Genomic DNA, 22,622 nt, shown 5'->3' on the forward strand with positions numbered 1-22,622 from the left:
AAGCCTGTGAAAGCCTTCGTTGTCGACAAATACAAAAAGAAGGGCCCTTTGCGTCTGGCCGACATGCCCGATCCCCGCATGGGTGCGAACGATGTTCTGGTTCGGATCCAGGCCACAGCGATCAACCTGCTGGATTCCAAGATACGGGACGGCGAGTTCAAGCTGTTTCTGCCCTATCGCCCGCCCTTCATTCTGGGCCATGATCTGGCCGGAACGGTCGTTCGCGTCGGCGCCAATGTGCGGCAATTCAAAGCGGGTGACGAGGTTTACGCGCGTCCTCGTGATCAGCGCGCTGGCACATTTGCTGAGTTCCTTGCGGTTGACGCCGCCGACTTGGCGCTGAAACCTGCCAACCTTTCCATGGAGCAGGCAGCCTCGATCCCGCTGGTCGGACTGACCGCCTGGCAGGCTCTCGTCGAGGTAGGCAAGGTCAAGCCCGGCCAGAAAGTGTTTATTCAGGCCGGCTCCGGCGGTGTCGGAACCTTCGCCATCCAGCTTGCCAAGCATCTCGGTGCTGTGGTGGCCACCACGACCAGTGCGGCGAATGTCGAACTGGTCAAGAGCCTCGGCGCCGATGTGGTGATCGACTACAAGACACAGGACTTCGAGCAGGTGCTATCGGGCTACGACCTGGTGCTCAACAGCCAGGATGCCAAGACGCTGGCAAAGTCGCTGAACGTGCTGAAACCGGGTGGGCGATTGATCTCGATCTCCGGACCGCCGGACGTTCCCTTTGCCAAGTCGCTGAAGCTCAACCCATTCCTGCGTTTTGTGATGCGAATGCTGAGCCGGGGCGTGCTGAAGAAGGCAAAAAGCCGCGGCGTCGACTATTCCTTCCTGTTCATGCGGGCTGAAGGGCAGCAACTGGCCCAGATCGCCAAACTGATAGAGGCAGGCGTTATCCGCCCGGTCGTGGACAAGGTGTTTGGCTTTGCGCAAACGGCTGAGGCTTTGGCCTATGTCGAGACCGGACGCGCCAAGGGCAAGGTCGTCGTCAAGGTCGCAGATTGAGGTTGCAGTCGAGATTGCAAATTATGACCAGGCGGGCAGTGCCATCATTATCTTTTTGAGGAGAGGAACAGTTCGTGAAATATACGCCATTCGGAAAAACCGGCCTTCGGGTCTCGCAAATTGCGCTCGGCACCGGAAACTTCGGCACAGGCTGGGGATATGGCGCTGATCTCGACACGAGCAGGGCGGTCTTTGACGCTTATGCCGAGGCCGGCGGCAATTTTATCGACACCGCCGATATCTATCAGTTTGGGCAATCGGAAGAACTTCTGGGTTCCCTGTTGCAAGGTCGGCGTGAGAACTTCGTGCTCGCCACGAAATTCACGAACGGGGCGGTGCCCAATGCGGACCGGCTTGTTACCGGCAACAGCCGCAAGGCCATGATCGCGTCTGTGGAGGGCAGCCTCAAGCGCCTGAAGACAGACCGCATCGACATTTACTGGGCGCATCATCCCGATGGCGTGACGCCTGCTGAAGAGATCGTCCGGGGGTTCGAAGATCTCGCTCGCGCCGGCAAGATCCTTTATGCGGGCCTGTCGAATTTCCCGGCCTGGCGGCTGTCGCGTGCCGTCACGCTGGCGGAACTCACTCGTGCCGTTCCGATCGCCGCCGCCCAGTTCGAGCACAGTCTTGTGCATCGCGAACCGGAAACGGATCTATTTCCGGCGTCCGAGGCTTTTGGGCTTGGTGTCGTGACATGGTCGCCGCTCGGAGGCGGCATGCTGACAGGCAAATACCGGCAAGGAGAGAAGGGACGCGCCGAGGGGCTGGGCGGTAATGTTTTCCAAGCCGAGAATACCGCGCAGCGCACGAAGATCCTCGACACCGTGCTTGCGATCGCCAGTGAATTGGGTGTCAGTGCCGATCAGGTGGCGATCGCTTGGGCGGGGAGCCATGGTGCTGTTCCGATGATCGGCCCCCGCTCGCTGACGCAGCTGTCGACCAATCTCGGCGCGCTTGCTGTCGAGCTATCAGCCGACCAACTCGACAGGCTTGATACAGTCAGCAGCCTTGATCCGTCTGCACCCGCACGGAGGCCGCAGCCATGGGCGGGCGAAGAAAGCGCACGAAAGGTTGTCGCCTGAACTGCGCCAGTTCACCACCATTTCGATCGGGAGATCAGCCATGAGCAAACGTGACATCGTCCTCGCCCACCCCGTCCGGACAGCGATCGGCGCCTATAATGGAGCGCTGAAGGGTGTGCCAGCCACCGAGCTGGGTGCGGTCGTTGTGCGAGAGACCTTACGTCGCTCCGGGCTTTTGGCTGACGACATCGGCTCGGTCGTGATGGGCAACGTCATCCAGGCCGGAAACCGGATGAATCCGGCAAGGCAGGCGGCGATCGGCGGCGGGATTCCGGTTTCCGTCCCGGCCTTGACCGTCAATCGCGTCTGCGGGTCGGGTGCGCAGTCTATCCTGAGTGCTGCACTGGAAATTGCCGCCGGCGACACCAATGCGGCTATTGCCGGCGGCATGGAGAACATGGATCGGGCGCCCTATCTGATGGATGGCGGACGCTGGGGCTACCGCATGGGACCGGCCCAGATCCTCGATAGTCTGCTGACAGACGGGCTGAACGACGCCTTCTCCGGCGAGCATTCCGGCTGGCATACGGAAGACCTCGTCACGAAGTTCCAGATTACCCGTGAAGCGCAGGATGCGTTTGCGGCGCGGTCCCAGCAGCGTTTCGTCGCTGCACGGGATGCCGGCCGGTTCGCAGACGAGATCATTGCGGTGGTGATCAAGGGTCGCAAAGGTCTGGAAAACTTCTCAGTCGATGAGGCGCCGCGTCCGGATACGACGGTTGAAACACTCGCACGGCTCAAACCTGCCTTCCGTCCGGGCGGAACGATTACCGCCGGCAATGCGCCGGGGCTTAACAGCGCGGCCGCAGCCGTAATTGTGGCGGAACGCGGCTTTGCCGATGCCAAAGGCCTTGAACCGATGGCCCGCCTTGCCGGCTATGGGGTTGCCGCCGTCGAACCGGGTCTGTTCGGGTTTGGCCCGGTTCCGGCTGTTCGCAAGGCGCTGGAAAAGGCCGGATGGGCGCTTGGTGACATTGAGCGTATCGAGATCAACGAGGCCTTCGCCGCCGTACCGATCGCAGCGCTGCGCGAACTTGGGCTACCGGAGGATATCGTCAATGTCGAAGGCGGCGCCGTTGCGCATGGTCACGCGATTGGTGCTACAGGGGCTATCCTCACCACACGGCTTCTCCACTCCATGAAACGCGACGGGCTGTCGAAAGGCATCGTCACGCTTTGCATCGGCGGCGGCCAAGGTATCGCCTTGGCGCTGGAAGCGCTGTAGTCGCGGTCTCTGCGGAAGAGCTAAGGCTGCACGGCTTCACGAGCCTGCTTGCTCAAAGCCCTCCGAAGTCAGGCATAAAAGCCGCTGGAATGGATGCGCAACGGCCGGCACACCGTCCGCGCGAGGGTTCGTCTATATATAGAAACCCGGGTCGGACAGGAGAGCTTCGACCTTGGGATCAGCATCATGCCCCTCTCGCATCGGCTTTCGAGACGGAAGAGTTTTGCGGGTCGATGCGATGGTTGCGATGCGTTCCGACCATGCCCTCGCGCGCCTCGATGTCGTGAGCTTCGAGGACGATGTCGCGACCGATGTCATTGCCACCCATCCCCGCTCGATTATTCGCCAGCATCTTGAAAGGCTGTGCCGCGAATCCGGCAAAACGCTCAAAATCCGGTTTGAAGCGACCAATGGTGTCATCGCCTGTCAATTTGCCAAACGGGGTTTGGTGTGCTGCCTATCCGACCTATTCGTCGCCCGTTCCAGCGGCACGCGCGACCTGATCCTGCGCCTTCGTGCCGTCTAAACCACTTGTGTATGCGCGTGCTGATGCGTCTGGGGCAGGGATGAGGGTTTCATAAAGGCGCCGAATTGTACAAGTCTGCGCGCAGTCAGGCACCCTCAACCACTTTAGGCCTGAAACCCCAGCCGCCTCCCTCTGATGGGGCGGTCAATTCCCCCGTATGTCAATCGTCGCCCAGCGACATGTCCCCTTCGCTGCCATAAGAAGCCAGTTCGTCGAGAAGTTCGAGCAGTATGTCCATGCGCTCGCGTCCGAAGCGGCTTTCGAGATCCTGATAGATCTTGCGGCTGTCGGGCATAACGGCGCGGATGATGGTCTCTCCGGCCGGTGCGATCCGCAGGAGGACGCGGCGGCCGTCGGAACTGTCCTTGTGTTTCGATATGAAGTCGCGCTCTTCCAGTGAGCGGATCATCCGTGTCAGGCTGGGCGCGAGGATGAAGGCGCGTTCGGCCACCTCCGAGGCATCAAGGGTTCCGGCTTCATGGAGAACGCGAATGACGCGCCATTGCTGCTCCGTGACATCATGTTTTGCCAGCATCGGGCGGAAATGGCTCATCACGGCCTCGCGAGCCCGCAGAAGCGTGATGGGAAGCGATCGCCGCGTGGCACGGGGCGCGGCCATGCCCTCCACCGGTCCAGCCTCCTCTTTCAGAGGTCCGTCAGCCATTCCAATCCGCTCTTTGCTGATGTCGTAATCAGGTTCATTGTTCTATTCTGCTGCGGTTCGCAAGCGTTTCCGTCATCTTTGTTGCGGTTTCTCGCCATTGACGGAATTTCCAACCGGAGCAGACGTCTGCGCCATCGATGCTTTGGGTCGGTTGGTTTGTTCATTGCGCCATTCACCTGGTGGCAAGCCGGTTCGTGTGCGGAAAAAGCGGGAAAAATACGCGGGGTCGTGAAAGCCGATCTCGTATCCTATGTCCTCGACCGATCGGACGGTGAAGAGCAGCAGGCGCTTGGCCTCCAACTGCCGGCGCTCGTCGATATAGGCCTTGACGCTAAGCCCGAAGGCCTCTCTGCATGCTTTTGCGAGCAAATGCGGCGTGGTGGCCAGCGTCATGAGATACCGGTCCACCGGCCAGTTGTCGCGAAAATTGCGATCGACCAGACGGCGAAACGATTGGGCGAGATCATTGCTGGTCTGGGTCTGCGTGTGTGCCGTCCGGGCCAGGGTCGCAATGTCGTTGGTCGCCACGGCCAGGAGCGCGGTCAGGGCCGCCGGCATGCCGCAGCGATAGTCGTCGTGCAGCCGCTTCATTATGTCGTGCAATTTCGCCCAGGCCGGATCTTCAGATTGGCCGGACACCAGGACAGGCCGGTCGAAAGGCAGTGTTGAGAGGGCGGAGATGGGGCCCATGGCACTGTCCGCGACGGAGGCAACAAGGGCATCCGTCTCATCCGGTTCGACGGTGAACCCATGCACAATGCCACTCGGCACGAAGCTCACGGCGGGTGCGACAAAGTCCAATCTTTTGTCTTCGATAAAATACATGCCACGACCGCTGGTCCAGAAGGTGATCTGCGCCATTCTATCGTGCTTGTGGGCCGCAACCGCGCCGGAATGCAGCTGTCGCCGCTCCATCACCGTTTCCACATGCAGGAAGCCGATATCGAGCGGCCGATCCGGTTCGCCGTAGACGAAAAAACTGGGAACGTTCTCGGCCATGCAATTCCTGAAAAAGTGCAATCGATTTCCCCATTCTGTCCATGGATGACCCGCTTGGCAAGGTCTAGGCTTTGATCATCGTCAAGGGAGGATAGATGATGAAAGCCGAAGATTTTCGCTCGGACAAGACGCGCCCGTTCACCGGTGCAGAATATCTGGCATCGCTGCGCGACGACCGCGAGGTCTATATCAACGGCGAGCGCGTGAAGGATGTCACGACGCACCCGTCGATGCGCAACTCCGCTCGCTCTTTGGCGCGGCTCTACGATGCCCTGCACGATCCGGCGAAGAAGGACATCCTGACGACGCCGACGGATACCGGCAATGGCGGCTATACGCACAAGTTCTTCAAGCATGCCCGGTCTGTGGACGATCTCGTCGGTCAGCAGGCGGCGATCGCCGAATGGGCACGCATGTCTTATGGCTGGATGGGGCGCACGGCCGATTACAAGGCCTCGCTGATGAATACGCTCTCGGTCAATGCCGAATGGTATGGCGATTATGCCGGCAATGCCCGGACATGGCATGACCGGACCCAGGAAGCCGGGCTTTTCCTCAACCACGCCATCGTCAATCCGCCGATCGACCGCCACAAGCCGGCTGAACAGGTCAAGGACGTCTTCGTCCATGTGACCCGCGAAACCGACGCCGGCATTTATGTCTCAGGCGCCAAGGTGGTGGCGACCTCTTCGGCCCTGACGCATTACAACCTGCTCGCCCAGGCCTCGGCCACGGTCACCGAAGATCCGTCTTTGTCGCTCACCTTCATCGCGCCGATGAACGCGCCTGGCGTCAAGATGTTCTGCCGGACCTCGTATGAGGAAACCGCAAACCTGACGGCGCATCCGTTCGATTATCCGCTCTCGTCGCGCTTTGACGAAAACGACGCGATCCTGGTGCTCGACAATGTCTTCGTGCCCTGGGAAGACGTGCTGATTTACAAGGATGCCCGTCGCATCCTGTCATTTACCGTCCTGTCCGGCTTCATGCAGGGCTTCTGCTTCCAGGGCTGCGGGCGTTTCGTCGTCAAGCTCGAATTCCTTGCCGGCCTGCTCGCCAAGGCGCTGCGGGCCACCGGCGGCGATGCCTTCCGGGGTAATCAGGCGATGCTGGGCGAAGTGATTGCACTTCGCCACAAGTTCAAGGCCTTCTCCGACACCATGGCCCGCAACCCGGTCGACTGGGTGGGGGGCGCCAAGCTTCCGAATCTCGAGGCGGCGCTGTGCTACAGAACCTTTATGTCCGAAGCCTATCCGCGGATCATCGACATCGTCCGCCGTTCGATTGCCTCCGGTCTCATCTACCTGCCGTCCTCGGCCAAGGATTTTGCCAACCCGGAAATTGATCGCTATCTGGGGCAATATGTCCGCGGCTCCAATGACATGGGCCATATCGAGCGCATCAAGATCATGAAACTGCTCTGGGATGCCACGGGCACGGAATTCGGCGGTCGCCACGCACTTTACGAATTAAACTATGCCGGTTCGCCGGAGGACGTGCGCCTGCAGGTGCTCAAGGGTGCGGAAAAGGGCACGATCCTGCGCGACATGGAAGCGCTCGTCGACACCTGCATGGGGGACTATGACGAACACGGCTGGACCGGTGACACCTGGCTGCAGACGCTCGGTGGCGACCGTGCCGCCTTGCTTGACGCAGCTGAGTGAGGGCGGGCCCATGACACACGCTCCTGTTGCCCGCAGCGAATTTCGTGATGCGATGGCGCGCGTCTGTGCGCCGGTCAATGTCGTTACCACCAATGGACCCGCCGGGCGCGGCGGGTTTACCGCGACTGCTATGTGTTCGGTGACGGACGAGCCGCCGTCACTTCTGGTCTGCATGAACAGTGGTTCGTCGCAGGCGGGGCTTTTCCTCGAAAACCGCCGCTTCTGCGTCAATGTGCTGGCGGGCGACCATAAAGAACTCGCTGGTTATTTCGCGGGTCGCGAAGCCGACATGGCGTCGCGTTATGCGGCCGCCGAGTGGGTGGACCTCTCCTCCGGCAATCAGGCGCTGGCGGACGCCATCGTGTCCTTTGATTGCCACCTGAAGGAGGCGCGGCTCATCGGAACGCACAATATCCTGATCGGCGAAGTGACGGAGATCCGGTCTCGGCCGGGGGGCAATGCGCTTCTCTATTTCGACCGCAGCTTTGTCAATGTCTCGTCGCCTTCCGTCTCACTCGCGGGCTGAAAAAATCGCCGCCGCCGCTTGACAGGCCCGCCAATATATTTAACATGCTAAGTATATTGGCGGGAGGCCAATTGGCCCGGCATTTTGGACAGGATGCCAGTCAGCGTGGAGGACACATGCCGCATTTCGTCTTCGAATACTCCTCCAACCTGGATGGACAGGTGGATTTCGACGCCCTGTGTGGGCGCGTTCTCGAGACGATCCTTGAGAGCGGGCTGTTCGAAATCGGGGCCGTCAGGGTGCGCGCAGTGCGCTGCGAGGCCTATGCCATAGCCGATCGACTGCCGGAAAATGCCTTTATCGATATGTCGTTCCGCATGGGGGCGGGCCGCAGCATCGACGATCGCAAGCGTCTCGGCGATCGGATCTTTGCGGTGGTGACGGAGCACTTGTCGAGGCTGTTTGCCACGCCGCATTTTGCCCTGACGCTGGAGATCCGCGAGATCGATCCCGATCTCAGCTGGAAAAAGAACGCCATCCATCCGCGCCTGCGACAGCTATCCGGCTGACAACGGCTTTCAGGGGCTGATTTCAACACACGCACACAGAACATGACGCGGCACCGGCGGCAAGCCTGCACGCCAGTGTCTGGCAGAACGAAATACGGAGAGACCCATGTCGAAGCTCGAAGACAACATCAAAAAGGCGCAAGCCTATATGGCCCGTTTTGCGCAGGACGGCGTCCTCAATCATATCAACGGCCAGGCCGTTGCAGCACTCGATGGCGCGAGTTTCGAGACCATCTCGCCGGTCGATTTAAAACCGCTCGGGCGCGTGGCGCATGGCAAGGCTGCCGATATCGATCTGGCCGCAAAGGCCGCACGTCAAGCCTTCCCGGCCTGGGCTGCCATGGGGGGAGATGCGCGCAAGAAACTCCTGCACAAGATTGCCGACGCCATCGAGGCGCGCGCCGAGGAAATCGCCTTCGTCGAGGCGATGGACACGGGGCAGTCGCTGAAGTTCATGGCGAAGGCTGCTCTGCGTGGCGCTGAAAACTTCCGCTTCTTTGCCGATCGGGCTCCGGAAGCGCGCGATGGCAAGAGCATTCGTGGACCCGGCCAGGTGAACATCACGACCCGTGGTCCGATCGGTCCGGTCGGCATCATCACGCCCTGGAACACGCCGTTCATGCTGTCGACCTGGAAGATCGCGCCGGCGCTTGCTGCCGGTTGCACGATCGTGCACAAGCCGGCCGAATTTTCGCCGCTGACCGCGCGTCTCCTGGTCGAGATCGCCGAAGGGGCGGGCCTGCCGAAGGGCGTGTGGAACCTCGTCAACGGGTTTGGCGAGGATGCCGGCAAGGCGCTGACCGAACATCCGCTGATCAAGGCCATCGGCTTCGTTGGTGAAAGCCGCACCGGCTCGATGATCATGAAGCAGGGCGCCGATACGCTGAAGCGCGTGCATTTCGAGCTGGGTGGCAAAAACCCGGTGGTCGTGTTTGCCGATGCCGATCTGGAGCGCGCGGCCGACGCTGCCGTGTTCATGATCTACTCGCTGAACGGCGAGCGCTGCACTTCCTCGTCGCGCCTGCTGGTCGAGGCGAGCGTCTACGACACGTTCACCGCTCTGGTGGCGGAAAAAGCAAAGCGCATCAAGGTCGGTCACCCGCTCGATCCGGAAACGGTCATCGGTCCGCTCGTACATCCCGTGCATGAAAAGAAGGTTCTCGAATATATCGCCATCGGAAAGTCCGAGGGTGCGACGGTCGCGGCCGGCGGTGCGAAATTCGATGGTCCGGGCGGTGGTTGTTATGTCTCGCCGACGCTGTTCACCGGGGCCAACAACAAGATGCGCATCGCCCAGGAAGAAATCTTCGGGCCGGTGCTGACGGCGATCCCGTTTACCGACGAAGCCGAAGCGCTGGCGATAGCCAATGACGTTCAATACGGCCTCACCGGCTATCTCTGGACGTCCGACGTAACGCGCGCTTTCCGTTTTACGGAAGCGCTTGAGGCGGGGATGATCTGGGTGAATTCGGAGAATGTGCGTCATCTGCCGACCCCGTTCGGCGGCATCAAGAATTCTGGCATCGGTCGCGACGGCGGTGACTGGTCCTTCGATTTCTACATGGAAACGAAGAACATTGCCTTCGCCACCTCGCCCCACGCCATCCAGAAGCTCGGCGGCTGATCATCAATCCAGGCACCAAGACATGTGTCCGCTTCAACACGGACAGACGGAGGAGAACACCATGGCACTACCGCAACCGAACCTCTACCCGCCCTTCAACATCGTGCGCCTCAGCCATGTCGAATTCGGCGTCAGGGACCTCGCAAAGTCGCGCGCGTTTTACGTCGATACGCTTGGCCTGCAGGTGACGGACGAGACGCCCGAAGTCATCTATCTGCGGGCGATGGAGGAGCGCGGACATCACTGCATCGTGCTCCGCAAGTGCGAGGTGTCGGAAGCACGCGACCTTGGGTTCAAGGTCTATGGCGAGGAGGAACTCGACAAGGCTGCACATTTCTTCAAGGGCAAGGGCCTGCCGGTGGAATGGGTGGAGCGTCCCTATCAGGCGCGGACCTTCCGCACCCGTGACCCGCACGGCATTCCCCTGGAATTTTATGCCCGCATGGACCGCCTGCCGCCGATCCACCAGCAATATGCCCTCTACCGGGGCGTGAAGCCGCTACGCATCGACCATTTCAACTGCTATTCGTCGAATGTCGATGAATCTGTCGCCTTTTACAACGAGATCGGCTTCCGGGTGACGGAATACACGGCCGAAGAGGAGACGGGTCGTCTCTGGGCCGCCTGGACGCATCGCAAGGGCGGCGTTCACGACCTCGCATTTACCAACGGAACGGGCCCGCGCCTGCACCATACGGCCTTCTGGGTGCCGACACCGCTCAACATCATCGATCTGCTCGACCTGATGGCAACGACCGGCTGGGTGAAGAACATCGAGCGCGGCCCGGGCCGTCACGGCATTTCCAATGCCTTCTTCCTCTATATCCTCGATCCCGATGGCCATCGGATCGAGATATATTGCTCAGACTATCAGACGGTCGATCCGGACCTCGAACCGATCAAATGGGATCTCAAGGATCCGCAGCGCCAGACGTTATGGGGTGCGCCTGCACCAAAATCCTGGTTCGAGCATGGCAGCCTGTTCGCCGGCACGGCCGTGCGGGCATCCGACCTCAAGGGGCAACCGATCATCGCGCCGTGAACGCGACGCTTGACGACGGGGAGGGGTGCTGGCGCAGGTTTCCCTCCTTGAACCCCTATTGTTCCTCACCGCAAGCGATGGATCCTCCCGATGACCTTGAACGACCCCACCCTGTTTCGCCATGCAGCGCTGGTCGGCAGCGACTGGATCGAGGCTGATCCGGCCAACGCCATTGCCGTCACCAATCCGGCGACCGGCGCCGTCATCGGCCACGTTCCAAGGCTTGGCACGGCGGAAACGAAAACCGCCATTGCCGCAGCAAAGGTGGCGCAGGCTGAGTGGGCAGCGCGGACCGCCAAGGAGCGTGCCGGCATCCTGCGCAACTGGTTTAACCTGATGATGGAAAACCAGGAGGATCTCGGTCGCATCCTGACGCTGGAGCAGGGCAAGCCGCTGGCGGAGGCCAAGGGTGAGATTGCCTATGGGGCAAGCTTTATCGAGTGGTTTGCCGAGGAGGCGCGCCGCGTCTACGGCGATATCATTCCCGGCCACCAGAAGGATAAGCGCATCCTGGTGATGAAGCAGCCGATCGGCGTGGTGGCGGCGATCACGCCCTGGAATTTCCCGAATGCCATGATTACCCGCAAGGCCGGTCCGGCCTTCGCTGCCGGCTGCGCCATGGTGCTTAAGCCGGCCTCGCAGACGCCGTTTTCGGCCATCGCGCTCGCGGTGCTGGCCGAACGTTCCGGTTTGCCGAAAGGGCTCTTCAGCGTGCTGACCGGGTCCGCGCGCGAAATCGGCGCCGAGATGACCGCAAACCCCATCGTGCGCAAGCTGACCTTCACCGGCTCGACTGAAGTCGGCGCCGAGCTTTACCGTCAGTCGGCCCCGACGATCAAGAAACTCGGGCTGGAACTGGGCGGCAATGCGCCGTTCATCGTGTTTGATGATGCGGATCTTGATGCGGCCGTCGAAGGGGCGCTGATTGCCAAGTTCCGCAACAATGGCCAGACCTGCGTCTGCGCCAACCGGCTCTATGTGCAGGACGGCGTTTATGATGCCTTTGCCCAGAAGCTCGCTGCCGCCGTCGGCAAGCTGAAGACCGGAAACGGTTTCGACGAAGGCGTGGTGCTTGGTCCTCTGATCGATGAGGCTGCCCTTAAGAAGGTCGGCGAGCATGTGGCCGATGCCGTGTCCAAGGGCGCGACGATCCTGCAGGGCGGCAAGTCGCATGCGCTCGGCGGAACCTTCTATGAGGCGACCGTGCTTGCTGATGTCACGCAGGAGATGGCTGTCGCCACCGAAGAGACCTTCGGGCCTGTTGCGCCGCTCTTCCGGTTCCAGGATGAGGCGGATGTCATCGCCAAGGCCAATGACACGGAATTCGGCCTCGCCTCGTATTTCTACGCCAAGGATCTCGCCCGCGTCTTCCGCGTCGCCGAAGCGCTGGAATACGGCATGGTCGGCGTCAATACCGGCCTCATCTCCACGGCCGAAGCGCCCTTCGGCGGGGTCAAGTCCTCGGGGCTTGGGCGCGAAGGCTCCAAATACGGCATCGATGACTTTATCGAGATCAAATATGTCTGCCTCGGCGGTATCCAGTAAAGGAAGCCCATCCATGACCTATCCCCGGTTTGCCAGTTTTTCCACATCCACGCGCAAAGGTTATGGCCTGATCGTTGGCGATGGCGTGATCGACCTGTCCGCCCGGTTCGGCGCGAAATATCCGACGCTGCGCGAGGTGGTGGAGGCCAATGCCTTCACCGAGCTTCTGGACGCGGTCGCAGGCCACGCACCGGACTTTCCGGTAAGCGAGATCACCTATGAAATCCCGGTGCCGGCGCCGGAAAAGATCATCTGCGTCGGCGTGAATTTTCCGGACCGCAATGAGGAATACAAGGACGGGCAGGCGGCGCCGCCGAACCCGTCCTTGTTCATCCGGTTTCCGCGTTCCTTTACCGGCCATGACCGGCCGCTGATCCGTCCGCCGGAAAGCCACCAGCTCGATTATGAGGGCGAAATCACCATCGTCATCGGCAAGGGTGGCCGGCGCATTCCGGAACAGGAGGCGCTTTCGCATATCGCGGCACTGACGCTCTGCAATGAAGGTACGCTGCGCGACTGGGTGCGCCACGCCAAGTTCAATGTCACGCAGGGCAAGAATTTCGACGCCTCCGGCTCGATTGGGCCGTGGCTGGTGCCCTTCACCGACGAAAGCCAGCTTGCTGACATCAAGCTCGAGACCCGCGTCAACGGCGAGGTTCGCCAATCGGATCGCACCAGCCGGATGATCTTCTCCTTCGCCAAGATCATCAACTACATCTCCACCTTCACAACGCTGGTTCCCGGCGACGTCATCATCTGCGGGACGCCGACGGGGGCCGGCGCACGTTTCGATCCGCCGATCTGGCTGAAACCGGGTGACGTGGTCGAGGTCGAGGCCGACGGGATCGGCCTGTTGCGCAACACCATTGCCGACGAGGTGTTTTGACATGACCCCAGAGCACATCGAAGCGGCGGCCGCAGCGCTGGACGAAGCCGAGCGTAGCCGTGTGCAGACCGGCCTTTTGTCCCTAAAACACCCCACCATCGGCATGGACGACGCCTATGCCATCCAGGGGGCATGGGTGAAAAAGAAGATCGCGGCCGGTCGCAAGGTGATCGGCTGGAAGATCGGACTTACCTCCAAGGCCATGCAATACGCCCTGAACATCAATATCCCCGATTCCGGCGTGCTGTTCGACGACATGGTGTTCGAAGATGGCGCGACTGTCCCCAAGGACCGCTTCATCCAGCCGCGCATCGAGGCGGAAATCGCCTTCGTCATGAAGGCGCCGCTGAAGGGGCCGGGGGTGACAGTCTTTGACGTGCTGAATGCCACCGATTACGTGACGCCGGCGCTGGAAATCCTCGACACCCGCATATTGCGGGTCGACCCCGAGACGAAGAAGACGCGCACCGTTTTCGACACGATTTCGGACAATGCCGCCAATGCTGGCATCGTTACCGGTGGGCGGGCCATGCGCCCCGACCAGATCGACATGCGCTGGATGGGTGCCATCGTCTCGCGCAACGCGGAAGTCGAGGAAACCGGCCTTGGTGCCGGTGTCCTCAACCAGCCGGCGCGCGGTATCGCCTGGCTTGCCAACCGGCTTGCGCAGTATGGCGATGGCATCGAGGCGGGGCAGGTGGTTTTGGCCGGGTCCTTCATTCGCCCGATCGAGGCCCGGCACGGGGACACGATTGTCGGCGACTTTGGCCCTTACGGTACCGTCAGCCTGTTTTTCGCGTAAGGATAAGGATTAGGCAATGCCCGCACCGCAAAACACCTTCAAGCTGGCGCTCCGGGAAAAACGGACCCAGATTGGTTTCTGGCAGGCGCTCGCCAATCCCTATACGGTCGAGATCTCGGCGGATGCCGGTTATGACTGGCTTCTGCTCGACGCCGAACATGCGCCGAACGATATTCCGCTTCTGGTCGCGCAGTTGCAGGCGATGAAGGGCTCGTCGAGCCATGCAATCATCCGGCCGCCGATCGGCGAGACCTGGATCATCAAGCAATTGCTCGATATCGGCGCGCAGACGCTGCTCATTCCCATGGTCGAAAGCGGCGCGCAGGCGGCCGAGCTGGTCAAGGCGACGCGGTATCCGCCGCATGGCGTGCGCGGCGTGGGGGCAGCGCTGGCGCGCGCTTCGCGCTTTTCCCGCATTCCGGATTACCTGCAGACGGCAAATGATGAGATCTGCCTGCTGTTGCAGATCGAAAGCCGGGCCGGCCTTGCTGCCCTCAACGAAATTGCAGCAACCGAGGGCGTCGATGGCGTCTTTATCGGCCCGGCTGACCTTGCCGCCGACATGGGGTATCTCGGCAAACCCGGGGCGCCTGAAGTCCAGGCTGAGGTCGAGCGGGCACTTTTGAAGATCCAGTCCCATGGCAAGGCCGCCGGTATCCTCATCGGTGATCTGGCGCTGGCAAAACGTTATGTCGACCTTGGTGCCACCTTTGTTGCCATCGGCAATGACGTTACACTTTTCGCAAATGCCACCAGCAAGCTGCTTGCCGATTTCAGGGGTGCTGAACCGGCCAAGGGCGCCGGGGAGGCCAAGGTTTATTGAGAAAACTCATGCTCCGGCCGGTGTGGCGGTTGCAGCATTGTGCCTTGTCCGTTCGAAACCGGTGGATGCCGGCAGAGGCTTGCACTGTTGTCGTGGATGCGACGCGACTGCGACCCGCTGACGAAAACGGCAACCGTGTGCTTGCTGGTTTCTCTCCCCTGACACGCCGCCTGGCCGATGCGAAAATTCTCCGCATGACGTGCCATGGATGCCCGGCGCGATGGAGAGGAAATAAATGGGGCCACCCGTAGCGGCAGCCCCTGATCTTGTCGTCACTGCAGCGTTCACAGCTGAAACCAGGCGGTCTTCAGATCGGTGTATTTTTCCAACGCATGCAGTGACTTGTCATGGCCGTTGCCGGATTGTTTGACACCGCCGAGTGGCACGGTGTTGTCAGAGCCGCCATAGGTGTTGACGTGCACGACGCCGGCCTTGATGCCACGCACCATGGTGTGTGCGCGGGAGAGATTGGATGTCCAGACGGCCGAGGCCAGACCGTAATCGGTGGCATTGGCGATCTGCAGCGCCTCTTCTTCCGTCTCGAAGGGGATGATCGAGAGGATGGGGCCGAAGACTTCTTCGCGCGCGAGCGTCATGTCCGGGGTCACGTCGACCACGGTCGGCTGCATATAGAAACCGCCGGTCTCTTCAAGAATGCGCTTTCCACCGGTCCGCAGGAGAGCACCTTCCGACACGGCCTGCGCGGCAAAACCGAGATCCTTCTCGAGCTGGATTTGGCTGGCGATTGCGCCGGATTCGGTTGTCAGGGACAAGGGATCACCGACCCTGATGGCGGCGGCGAGCGTGGCGAGCTTTTCCGCAAACTCTTCGTGAATGGATTTTTCCACCAGCAGTCGTGACCCTGCCACGCAGACCTGTCCGGAATTGCGGAAAATGCCCGAGGTCGAAACCTTTGCCGCCTTGTCGAGGTCGGGTGCGTCGGCAAAGACGATGTTGGGCGATTTGCCGCCCAGTTCCAGATAAACCCGCTTCAGATTGGAACGCGCCGAATATTCCAGCAGGCGGCGGCCGACACCGCCCGAGCCGGTGAAGACCAGCACGTCGATATCAGGGTGCAGGCCGAGCGCTGCACCGGTGACGGCGCCGCGGCCGGTGACGACATTAAGGACGCCCTCTGGAATCCCGGCCTCGGCGCAGAGGCTGGCAAGCCTGAGGAGCGTCAGCGATGCGCCTTCGGCCGGCTTCAGCACGACGCAATTGCCGGCGGCCAGCGCGGGGGCAATTTTCCAGGCGCCGATCATCATCGGGAAATTCCAGGGCACGATGGCGGCGACCACACCAACCGGTTCGCGGTGGATCAGGCCGAGCACGTTCGGGGCGGTCGGTGCGATCTCACCATAGACCTTGTCGATGGCCTCGGCATAATAACGGAAGGTGGCGGCGGCACTGCCGGGTTCGGCCTTCAGCGCCATGCTGATCTCTGTGCCGTTGTCGCGCACGCCCAGAACGGCGAGATCCAGCGCGTCGCGCTCGATCAGTTCTGCAATGCGCAGCAGCACCTTCTTGCGCTCGGCGGGAGCGGCCTTTGACCATTGGCCCTTGTCGAAGGCCTTGCGGGCGGCTTTGACGGCGAGATCGACGTCGGCTGCTGCCGCATCGGCAATGGTGGTGACTTTCTGGCCGTCGATCGGCGAAATGACATCCATCGTGGCGCCAGTTTGCGGCTCTCGCCACGCGCCATCGATGAACAGTGCCTGCGGGGCGATGTTAAGCACCCGACGCTGATTGATCTTGTCCTGCATACGTGTTCCTCGCGCCTGGAAATCTGGCGGGCAAGATGCCCGCCAGGCGTTGTCATTCAATCCGTCATCCACCGATCAGGCGGACTGGCCAGCCCCAAGGCGTGCAAAGCGGGCGGCGTCAGTCAACTTCAGACGCGCTGCCGCGATGAAGCCTATGATGGCGGCGATTGCGACCAGGCCCGGCAGGAACACCGCGAGGAAACCGCTTGCACCGGCGATGCCCCCGAAGTTGAGGGCGATGTAGATGACCAGGGCCAAAAGGATGGCGCCGGTGACAACCGGGAGCACCTTGGTGACCAGAACATTGTTTTCCAGGCCTGGGTTGCGGCTGAAGAAGGCCACGATGGCAAACGCCGTAAAGGCCATCAACAGGATGATCGCCAGTGTTCCGACATTGGTCAGCCACGAGAACAGCGCCAGTACCGGATCCTGGCCGGTGGCGGCAAAGAGCGCGATCACCAGGACGGCAATGACAGTCTGGATCACCGAGCCGACATGCGGGCTCTGGAAAAGCGGGTGGGTGGTGCCGACTGCCCTGGGCAGCAGGCCTTCACGACCGGCAACATACATGTAACGGGCAACGCCATTGTGGAAGGCGAGCACGCCGGCAAACAGGCTGGTGACGAAGAGCGCGTTCATGATCGGGATGATCCAGGCGCCGACATACCGCTCGGCCAGGCCGAAGAGGAAGGTCGTCGGATCGGCAAGGCCTTGCAGTTCCGGCACGAGCTTCTCGACACCGGCACCGACCACCATCAACCACGAGGTCAGCATATAGAAGAGGCCGATGATCAAAACGGAGATATAGGTGGCACGCGGCACGGTCTTTTGCGGCTCGCGGGCTTCTTCGCTGTAGATCGTGGTTGCTTCGAAGCCAATGAACGCGGCAAAGCAGAAGAGGATGCCGATGGCCGGCGTTCCGCTCATCATTGCCGTGGGCGTGAAGGGCACAGTCGAAAGGCCGCTGTTGCCACCCTTGAAGAAAATGGCCGCATCAATGACCAGGACGACGAGGTATTCCAGGATGACGAGAACGGTCAGAACCTTGGCCGACAGATCGACGCTGCGATAACCGAGAACGGCGACGATGGCGATGCCGATATAGGTCCAGACCCACCAGGGAAGTTCCAGTCCCATGCCGGCAAAAAAACCGGATGTGGCGGCACCGAAGAGGCCGAAAACCCCGATCTGCATGGCGTTGTAGGCGAGGATGGCAATCAGGGCTGCCGCCCCACCCATCATGCCGCCGAGACCCTGTGCGGTATAGGCATAAAAGGCGCCGGCGTTGCGGATATGGCGTGCCATGGCGACATAACCGACGGCAAACAGGATCAGGATGCCCGTGACCAGAAGGAAGGTCAGCGGGATGCCGGCTCCGTTGCCGAGCAACATGGACAGCGGAACACCGCCGGCAACTGCCGTCAGGGGTGCCGCGGCCGAAACCACCAGGAATGTGACGGCGCCTACGCCGAGGCTATTCTTGCGCAGCTGGTTTTGCCCGCCTGCGCTCTGCGAGAATTGATTGTCCATGTCGCTAACGTTCCCCTTGTTGCGATAACCAGACGTTGCCTCGGCAGTGCCGAAGCCATTTCCTCATTCGAAGCCTCATCCGATGCATGCCGATCATTTTTGTTGTGGTTTTCGGCTGTTCGGGCTATCGGTTCGTATAGTGAACCATAGCTTCAAATATAGACTTGCAAACATCGATCAACCCTGTCAAGTTAATTCGCATGTTAAGTAGATTGCGTCCGCCGCTTGGGTGGAATCGCGATCGACATGCGATGAGGAACGGAACTCAGGTGTTTGGCGTGCGGGTCTGGGGAAGCGAACAAGGAGAGACCTTATGAGCACCGTTGGCAAAGCCCTGTCCCTGCTGGACAGCCTCTCGCAATTGACCACAGATTCGGGACTGACGGACATCGCGCGGCTGTGCAATCTGGACAAGGCAACAGCCCGCCGCCTGCTGGTGGAGCTGGAAAAACACGGCTTCGTCGAGCAGGACACGGAGACCCGCAAATACCGGATTGGCGCGGCACCGGTCCGTCTGGCCCGCATCCGGGAAGCGCGATATCCGCTGCTGCGCGTAGCCGTTCCCTTCGTCAAGGCGTTGGTGGAGGCAGCGGAAGAGACGGTCCACATGTCGGAATTTGCCAGCGGGCGATTGGCGACGATCCATGTGGAGGACTCGCCGCGCGCGCATCGGGTGATCGTCGAGGTCGGCACCTATTTGCCGTTTCACGCGACCGCATCGGGTCTGGCCTTTCTGGCGTTTTCGTCGCCCAGCCTGATTGAGGCCGTTCTGGCCAAGCCGCTTCAGAGCTTCACCAGCCACACCGCGACGGACGCAGCCGTCCTGCGACGGATGCTGCAGGAGACGGTCGAGCGTGGATATTCGGTCGGCGACCAGGGCATGGAGGTCGGTGTTGTTAGTACGGCGGCACCGATCCTTTCGCCGAGCGGTCAGCCGATCGGCACGATCACCATCGCGGCGCCCGTTGCGCGGGCCAAGGCAGCGACCCTTGCCCGTTTCGGTGCCTCCGTCACGGACGCCGCTAAGCGCATTTCAGAAAAATACTACGGGTCGGAAAGACCCTCGGGAACACGACAATAAAAACATGGGAACCGAGTTGAATGAGCCCTGGAGCACCAACCGCCAGCACGCATACACCGAATATTCTCGTCATCGGAACGGGTGACACGAAATCGGACGAGCTGCAGTTCATGGCCGATATCATCCGTCAGGCCGGCGGCGAGCCGGTCATGGTCGATGTCAGCGTCCTCTCGGACCCGCCGTATCGGCCGGATTATTCGCGCCATGACATTGCAGCCGCCGCCGGCACCACGATCGAGGCGATCATTGGCAGCGGCGACGAGCATTCGGCGATGGAATTGATGTCGGCTGGTGCCGCGACGCTTGCCAAGGCGCTGCATGCCGCCGGCAAGGCGGATGCGATCATTGCACTCGGCGGCTCCATGGGCACTGATCTTGCGCTGGATGTGGCGGCGGCTCTGCCGCTTGGCGTGCCGAAATTTGTCGCGTCCACCATTGCCTATTCGCACCTTGTTCCGCCTGAGCGTATCGCGCCGGATCTGATGATGATCCTGTGGGCGGGCGGTTTGTATGGGCTGAACGGCATTTGCCGCGCCGTGCTCTCCCAGGCCTGCGGCGCTGTTGTGGGGGCTGCGCGCACCAGCGTCAGACCGTCGCAGGAGCGCCCTCTCATCGGCATGACCTCGCTCGGCGCGAGTTGCCTGCGCTACATGAAGCATCTGCGTCCGGAACTGGAGCGTCGGGGTTATGAAGTGGCCGTGTTCCACTCCACCGGCATGGGTGGGCGGGCCTACGAGGCGATTGCCGCTCAGAAGGGTTTTGCCGCCGTTTTCGATTTCTGCATGCAGGAAGTCGTCAATCACCAGAACGGTACGGTGGTCACGTCAGGCCCCGATCGGTTGGAAAACGCCGGGCGTTTCGGCATTCCGCAGCTGGTGGCGCCGGGGGCCATGGACATGGTGGATATGCCTTCCTGGCAGGTCCGCCCGCCTGCGCTGGCAGAACGGCCCTATCATGCGCATAACCGACTGATCGGCTCGGTTACCACATCGCAGGACGGGCGACGGGCGACTGCGGCCCTGATCGGCGAAAAACTGTCGCATGCAACGGCGCCTGTTGCCTTTCTCCTGCCCCTGCATGGGGTTCAGGCCTGGGATCTGCCGGGCGAGCCGCTGCACGATCCGGATGGTCTGGCGGCCTTCAACGTCGCCATGCGCAGCGCGATCCCGGCTGGCGTGACGCTGCACGAGGTCGAGGCCCATATCAATTCTCCTCTTTTTTCTGAGCGGGCCCTTGCCGTCTTTGACGCCTGGGTTTCCGAAGGCATTATTCCGGAAGGCAGACCATGACAGGCAACCGTGCTCTCATCCTCGATTTCGGCGGCGTTGTGACCCGCACGCTGTTCGAGACCCACGACATTACCGAGCGGGCGCTCGGTCTGCCGGCCGGCACGCTCTCCTGGCGTGGTCCTTTTGACACGACAACCGATCCGCTCTGGGTCTCCATGCAGAACCGCGAGATCACCGAGCGTGACTACTGGATGACGCGGACCGCCGAAGTCGGTCGTCTCGTCGGCGAAGAGTGGACCGACATGAAGACCTTCGTGCAGCGGGCCCGCGGTGCCGAGGCCGAACTTGTCCTGCGCCCCGAAGCGCGCGAGGCGATCACCCGGGCGAAGGCGGCCGGGTTGAAGCTCGCCATCCTGTCGAACGAACTCGACCTGTTCTACGGCGTCGAGTTCCGCAAGCGTTTTCCGCTGATCGATCTCTTCGATGTGATCGTTGATGCGACCTATACGAAGATCCTGAAGCCGGATCCCCGTGCCTATGAGCAGGTGATCACCGAGGTCGGCCTGGATCGCCAGGCCTGCGTCTTCGTCGACGACCAGTTGAAGAATATCGAAGGTGCGCAGGCGGTTGATCTGCCCTGTGTGCATTTCGACGTCACACGCCCCGCGGACGGTTATGCCCGCGCCCTTTCCATGCTTGGACTTTGAGAAAAAAAGGACGGCGCCATGCGCGAAACCAACTTTCTGACTGAAAACAATGCTCGTCACGCCTGGCATCCGATGGCGCATCCGGCCGACATGCTGGCCAATCCGCCCCGCATCATCAAGGCGGCATCCGGTGTCGAAATCACTGATATCGATGGCAAGACGGTGCTGGACGGTGTTGGCGGGCTGTGGAACGTCAATCTCGGCTACTCCTCGGAGCCGATCAAGCAGGCGATCCGCGAGCAGCTGGAGGAACTGCCCTATTATTCGGCTTTCCGCGGCACGACGCATCCGCCGCTGATCGAGCTCTCCTATGAGCTTGCAGAATGGTTCAAGGCGGACGGCTTGACCCGGGCGTTCTTCACCTCGGGCGGTTCGGATTCGGTGGAGACCTGCCTCCGGCTCGCCCGCCAGTATCACAAGGTCAATGGTCAGCCGGAACGCACCAAGTTCGTTGCGCTGAAAAAGGGGTATCACGGCACGCATTTCGGCGGCGCCTCGGTTAATGGCAATGCCAACAATCGCCGCAACTACGAGCCGCTTCTGCCCGGCGTCTCGCATCTGGCCGCGCCTTACGCTTATCGCAACCCCTTCGGCACAGACGATCCGGCCGAGATTGCTGCTGCCATCGGCCGGCAATTCGAGGACGAGATCGCCTTCCAGGGCGCTGATACCATCGCGGCCTTCATCATGGAGCCGGTGCTGGGTGCTGGCGGCATCATGGTGCCGCACGAAACCTTCATGCCGCTGATGCGCGATATCTGCGACCGCCACGGCATCCTGTTGATCGCCGACGAGGTGATCACTGCTTTTGGCCGCACCGGTGCGTGGACCGGGTCGCGCCTCTGGGGCGTGAAGCCGGACATGATGTCGACGGCCAAGGCCATCACCAATGGCTATTTCCCCTTCGGCGCCGTGATGATCGCCGACAAGATCGCCCAGGCGTTCGAGGCGAACAAGAATACGCTCGGCACGATTGGCCATGGCTATACCTATTCCGGCCATCCGGTGGGGGCCGCAGCCGCGCTGGCGACGCTGAAGGAGACCAGGCGTCTCGATGTCGCGACCAATGCCGGGGCGCGTGGCGAGGAACTGCTGGCGGGCTTGCGCGAACTTCAGAGCCGGCACGAGCTGATCGGTGATGTGCGCGGCAAGGGGTTGATGTGCGCACTCGAACTGGTCAGCGATCGCGCGACAAAAACGGGTGCTTCAAAGGGCGTGGTCCAGACCGTGCAGGACAAGGCCTATGAGGCCGGCGTCATGGTGCGCACGTCCGGGACCAACGTCATCGTCTCCCCATCCCTGATCATCACCACCGAGCATGTGAGCCGTATTCTTTCGGCTCTCGATGCCGGTTTGACTGCGGCCGCGGGAGGTAAGTGAG

Annotated in this window: 21 protein-coding genes; 17 read left to right on the top strand and 4 right to left on the bottom strand. The window is 61.3% G+C overall.

Annotated elements, in window-relative coordinates:
- Window positions 1-6 precede the first annotated feature (6 nt).
- The 4 genes from AC4CWF_RS08570 to AC4CWF_RS08585 all read left to right on the top strand — a co-directional run bounded on the left by AC4CWF_RS08570 (window position 7) and on the right by AC4CWF_RS08585 (window position 3,847).
- Window positions 7-1,011, top strand: a complete 1,005-nt coding sequence (locus AC4CWF_RS08570) for an NADP-dependent oxidoreductase (protein WP_491284905.1) — start codon at window positions 7-9, stop codon at window positions 1,009-1,011.
- Between the two features lie 74 nt (window positions 1,012-1,085).
- Entirely contained in the window at window positions 1,086-2,096 is a 1,011-nt protein-coding gene (locus AC4CWF_RS08575; RefSeq protein WP_491284907.1) for an aldo/keto reductase, read from the top strand.
- Window positions 2,097-2,136: 40 nt separating this feature from the next.
- On the top strand, window positions 2,137-3,321 hold the full coding sequence (locus AC4CWF_RS08580) for a thiolase family protein (RefSeq protein WP_491284909.1): 1,185 nt from the start codon (window positions 2,137-2,139) through the stop codon (window positions 3,319-3,321).
- A 223-nt stretch (window positions 3,322-3,544) separates the two neighbouring features.
- A complete protein-coding gene (locus AC4CWF_RS08585) occupies window positions 3,545-3,847 on the top strand; it encodes a LysR substrate-binding domain-containing protein (RefSeq protein WP_491284911.1) in 303 nt (100 codons plus the stop codon).
- A gap of 160 nt (window positions 3,848-4,007) precedes the next feature.
- Here the strand turns inward: AC4CWF_RS08585 and hpaR are convergent, their stop codons facing one another.
- Window positions 4,008-4,511, bottom strand: coding sequence for a homoprotocatechuate degradation operon regulator HpaR (gene hpaR, locus AC4CWF_RS08590; protein WP_491284913.1), 504 nt, complete (start codon window positions 4,509-4,511; stop codon window positions 4,008-4,010).
- 72 nt (window positions 4,512-4,583) lie between these two features.
- Window positions 4,584-5,510 carry a helix-turn-helix domain-containing protein gene (locus AC4CWF_RS08595; RefSeq protein ID WP_491284915.1) on the bottom strand — a complete coding sequence of 309 codons (927 nt, stop codon included), beginning with the start codon at window positions 5,508-5,510 and terminating at the stop codon, window positions 4,584-4,586.
- 98 nt (window positions 5,511-5,608) lie between these two features.
- On the opposite strand from AC4CWF_RS08595, the gene AC4CWF_RS08600 reads away from it, so the two are divergent.
- The 9 genes from AC4CWF_RS08600 (at window position 5,609) to hpaI (ending at window position 14,931) form a co-directional block, all read left to right on the top strand.
- A complete protein-coding gene (locus tag AC4CWF_RS08600) occupies window positions 5,609-7,174 on the top strand; it encodes a 4-hydroxyphenylacetate 3-hydroxylase N-terminal domain-containing protein (RefSeq protein ID WP_491285308.1) in 1,566 nt (521 codons plus the stop codon).
- Window positions 7,175-7,184: 10 nt separating this feature from the next.
- The gene (locus AC4CWF_RS08605; protein WP_491284917.1) at window positions 7,185-7,700 is read left to right on the top strand and encodes a flavin reductase; all 516 of its coding nucleotides are present in this window, start codon (window positions 7,185-7,187) and stop codon (window positions 7,698-7,700) included.
- A gap of 116 nt (window positions 7,701-7,816) precedes the next feature.
- Window positions 7,817-8,209: a 5-carboxymethyl-2-hydroxymuconate Delta-isomerase gene (locus AC4CWF_RS08610; protein ID WP_491284919.1), complete on the top strand. Its 393-nt coding sequence runs from the start codon at window positions 7,817-7,819 to the stop codon at window positions 8,207-8,209.
- A 106-nt stretch (window positions 8,210-8,315) separates the two neighbouring features.
- Complete coding sequence (gene hpaE, locus AC4CWF_RS08615; RefSeq protein ID WP_491284921.1) at window positions 8,316-9,833, top strand: 5-carboxymethyl-2-hydroxymuconate semialdehyde dehydrogenase; 1,518 nt, start codon at window positions 8,316-8,318, stop codon at window positions 9,831-9,833.
- 61 nt (window positions 9,834-9,894) lie between these two features.
- Window positions 9,895-10,875, top strand: a complete 981-nt coding sequence (gene hpaD / locus AC4CWF_RS08620; protein ID WP_491284923.1) for a 3,4-dihydroxyphenylacetate 2,3-dioxygenase — start codon at window positions 9,895-9,897, stop codon at window positions 10,873-10,875.
- 90 nt (window positions 10,876-10,965) lie between these two features.
- Window positions 10,966-12,420 (top strand): NADP-dependent succinate-semialdehyde dehydrogenase, encoded by a 1,455-nt coding sequence (gene gabD / locus AC4CWF_RS08625; protein WP_491284925.1) that lies wholly within the window; start codon window positions 10,966-10,968, stop codon window positions 12,418-12,420.
- A 13-nt stretch (window positions 12,421-12,433) separates the two neighbouring features.
- A complete protein-coding gene (locus AC4CWF_RS08630; protein WP_491284928.1) occupies window positions 12,434-13,306 on the top strand; it encodes a fumarylacetoacetate hydrolase family protein in 873 nt (290 codons plus the stop codon).
- Window position 13,307: 1 nt separating this feature from the next.
- Window positions 13,308-14,108, top strand: coding sequence for a 2-oxo-hept-4-ene-1,7-dioate hydratase (hpaH, locus tag AC4CWF_RS08635; RefSeq protein WP_491284929.1), 801 nt, complete (start codon window positions 13,308-13,310; stop codon window positions 14,106-14,108).
- A gap of 16 nt (window positions 14,109-14,124) precedes the next feature.
- Complete coding sequence (gene hpaI / locus AC4CWF_RS08640; protein ID WP_491284932.1) at window positions 14,125-14,931, top strand: 4-hydroxy-2-oxoheptanedioate aldolase; 807 nt, start codon at window positions 14,125-14,127, stop codon at window positions 14,929-14,931.
- Between the two features lie 284 nt (window positions 14,932-15,215).
- Here hpaI and AC4CWF_RS08645 read toward each other — a convergent pair whose 3' ends face one another.
- The gene (locus AC4CWF_RS08645; RefSeq protein ID WP_491284934.1) at window positions 15,216-16,694 is read right to left on the bottom strand and encodes an aldehyde dehydrogenase; all 1,479 of its coding nucleotides are present in this window, start codon (window positions 16,692-16,694) and stop codon (window positions 15,216-15,218) included.
- Between the two features lie 75 nt (window positions 16,695-16,769).
- Window positions 16,770-18,224 carry an APC family permease gene (locus AC4CWF_RS08650; protein ID WP_491284936.1) on the bottom strand — a complete coding sequence of 485 codons (1,455 nt, stop codon included), beginning with the start codon at window positions 18,222-18,224 and terminating at the stop codon, window positions 16,770-16,772.
- Between the two features lie 313 nt (window positions 18,225-18,537).
- On the opposite strand from AC4CWF_RS08650, the gene AC4CWF_RS08655 reads away from it, so the two are divergent.
- Genes AC4CWF_RS08655 through AC4CWF_RS08670 form a run of 4 tightly spaced genes read left to right on the top strand, consistent with a single transcriptional unit; the run spans window position 18,538 to window position 22,621 of the window.
- Window positions 18,538-19,305 carry an IclR family transcriptional regulator gene (locus AC4CWF_RS08655; RefSeq protein WP_491284938.1) on the top strand — a complete coding sequence of 256 codons (768 nt, stop codon included), beginning with the start codon at window positions 18,538-18,540 and terminating at the stop codon, window positions 19,303-19,305.
- A gap of 20 nt (window positions 19,306-19,325) precedes the next feature.
- On the top strand, window positions 19,326-20,594 hold the full coding sequence (locus tag AC4CWF_RS08660; RefSeq protein WP_491284941.1) for a Tm-1-like ATP-binding domain-containing protein: 1,269 nt from the start codon (window positions 19,326-19,328) through the stop codon (window positions 20,592-20,594).
- A complete protein-coding gene (locus tag AC4CWF_RS08665) occupies window positions 20,591-21,241 on the top strand; it encodes an HAD family hydrolase (RefSeq protein WP_491284943.1) in 651 nt (216 codons plus the stop codon). The genes AC4CWF_RS08660 and AC4CWF_RS08665 overlap by 4 nt, the downstream gene beginning before the upstream one ends.
- 18 nt (window positions 21,242-21,259) lie before the next feature.
- Window positions 21,260-22,621, top strand: a complete 1,362-nt coding sequence (locus AC4CWF_RS08670; RefSeq protein WP_491284945.1) for an aspartate aminotransferase family protein — start codon at window positions 21,260-21,262, stop codon at window positions 22,619-22,621.
- Window position 22,622: the final 1 nt, after the last annotated feature.

Source organism: Neorhizobium sp. PAMB6630, assembly GCF_058242775.1.

Excerpts from the sequence above, each read along its gene's own strand:
- AC4CWF_RS08580 (WP_491284909.1), top strand. The coding sequence starts at position 2,137 with ATGAGCAAACGTGACATCGTCCTCGCCCACCCCGTCCGGACAGCGATC.
- hpaR (WP_491284913.1), bottom strand. The coding sequence starts at position 4,511 with ATGGCTGACGGACCTCTGAAAGAGGAGGCTGGACCGGTGGAGGGCATG.
- AC4CWF_RS08595 (WP_491284915.1), bottom strand. The coding sequence starts at position 5,510 with ATGGCCGAGAACGTTCCCAGTTTTTTCGTCTACGGCGAACCGGATCGG.
- AC4CWF_RS08600 (WP_491285308.1), top strand. The coding sequence starts at position 5,609 with ATGAAAGCCGAAGATTTTCGCTCGGACAAGACGCGCCCGTTCACCGGT.
- AC4CWF_RS08605 (WP_491284917.1), top strand. The coding sequence starts at position 7,185 with ATGACACACGCTCCTGTTGCCCGCAGCGAATTTCGTGATGCGATGGCG.
- AC4CWF_RS08610 (WP_491284919.1), top strand. The coding sequence starts at position 7,817 with ATGCCGCATTTCGTCTTCGAATACTCCTCCAACCTGGATGGACAGGTG.
- hpaE (WP_491284921.1), top strand. The coding sequence starts at position 8,316 with ATGTCGAAGCTCGAAGACAACATCAAAAAGGCGCAAGCCTATATGGCC.
- hpaD (WP_491284923.1), top strand. The coding sequence starts at position 9,895 with ATGGCACTACCGCAACCGAACCTCTACCCGCCCTTCAACATCGTGCGC.
- gabD (WP_491284925.1), top strand. The coding sequence starts at position 10,966 with ATGACCTTGAACGACCCCACCCTGTTTCGCCATGCAGCGCTGGTCGGC.
- AC4CWF_RS08630 (WP_491284928.1), top strand. The coding sequence starts at position 12,434 with ATGACCTATCCCCGGTTTGCCAGTTTTTCCACATCCACGCGCAAAGGT.
- hpaH (WP_491284929.1), top strand. The coding sequence starts at position 13,308 with ATGACCCCAGAGCACATCGAAGCGGCGGCCGCAGCGCTGGACGAAGCC.
- hpaI (WP_491284932.1), top strand. The coding sequence starts at position 14,125 with ATGCCCGCACCGCAAAACACCTTCAAGCTGGCGCTCCGGGAAAAACGG.
- AC4CWF_RS08645 (WP_491284934.1), bottom strand. The coding sequence starts at position 16,694 with ATGCAGGACAAGATCAATCAGCGTCGGGTGCTTAACATCGCCCCGCAG.
- AC4CWF_RS08650 (WP_491284936.1), bottom strand. The coding sequence starts at position 18,224 with ATGGACAATCAATTCTCGCAGAGCGCAGGCGGGCAAAACCAGCTGCGC.
- AC4CWF_RS08655 (WP_491284938.1), top strand. The coding sequence starts at position 18,538 with ATGAGCACCGTTGGCAAAGCCCTGTCCCTGCTGGACAGCCTCTCGCAA.
- AC4CWF_RS08660 (WP_491284941.1), top strand. The coding sequence starts at position 19,326 with ATGAGCCCTGGAGCACCAACCGCCAGCACGCATACACCGAATATTCTC.
- AC4CWF_RS08665 (WP_491284943.1), top strand. The coding sequence starts at position 20,591 with ATGACAGGCAACCGTGCTCTCATCCTCGATTTCGGCGGCGTTGTGACC.
- AC4CWF_RS08670 (WP_491284945.1), top strand. The coding sequence starts at position 21,260 with ATGCGCGAAACCAACTTTCTGACTGAAAACAATGCTCGTCACGCCTGG.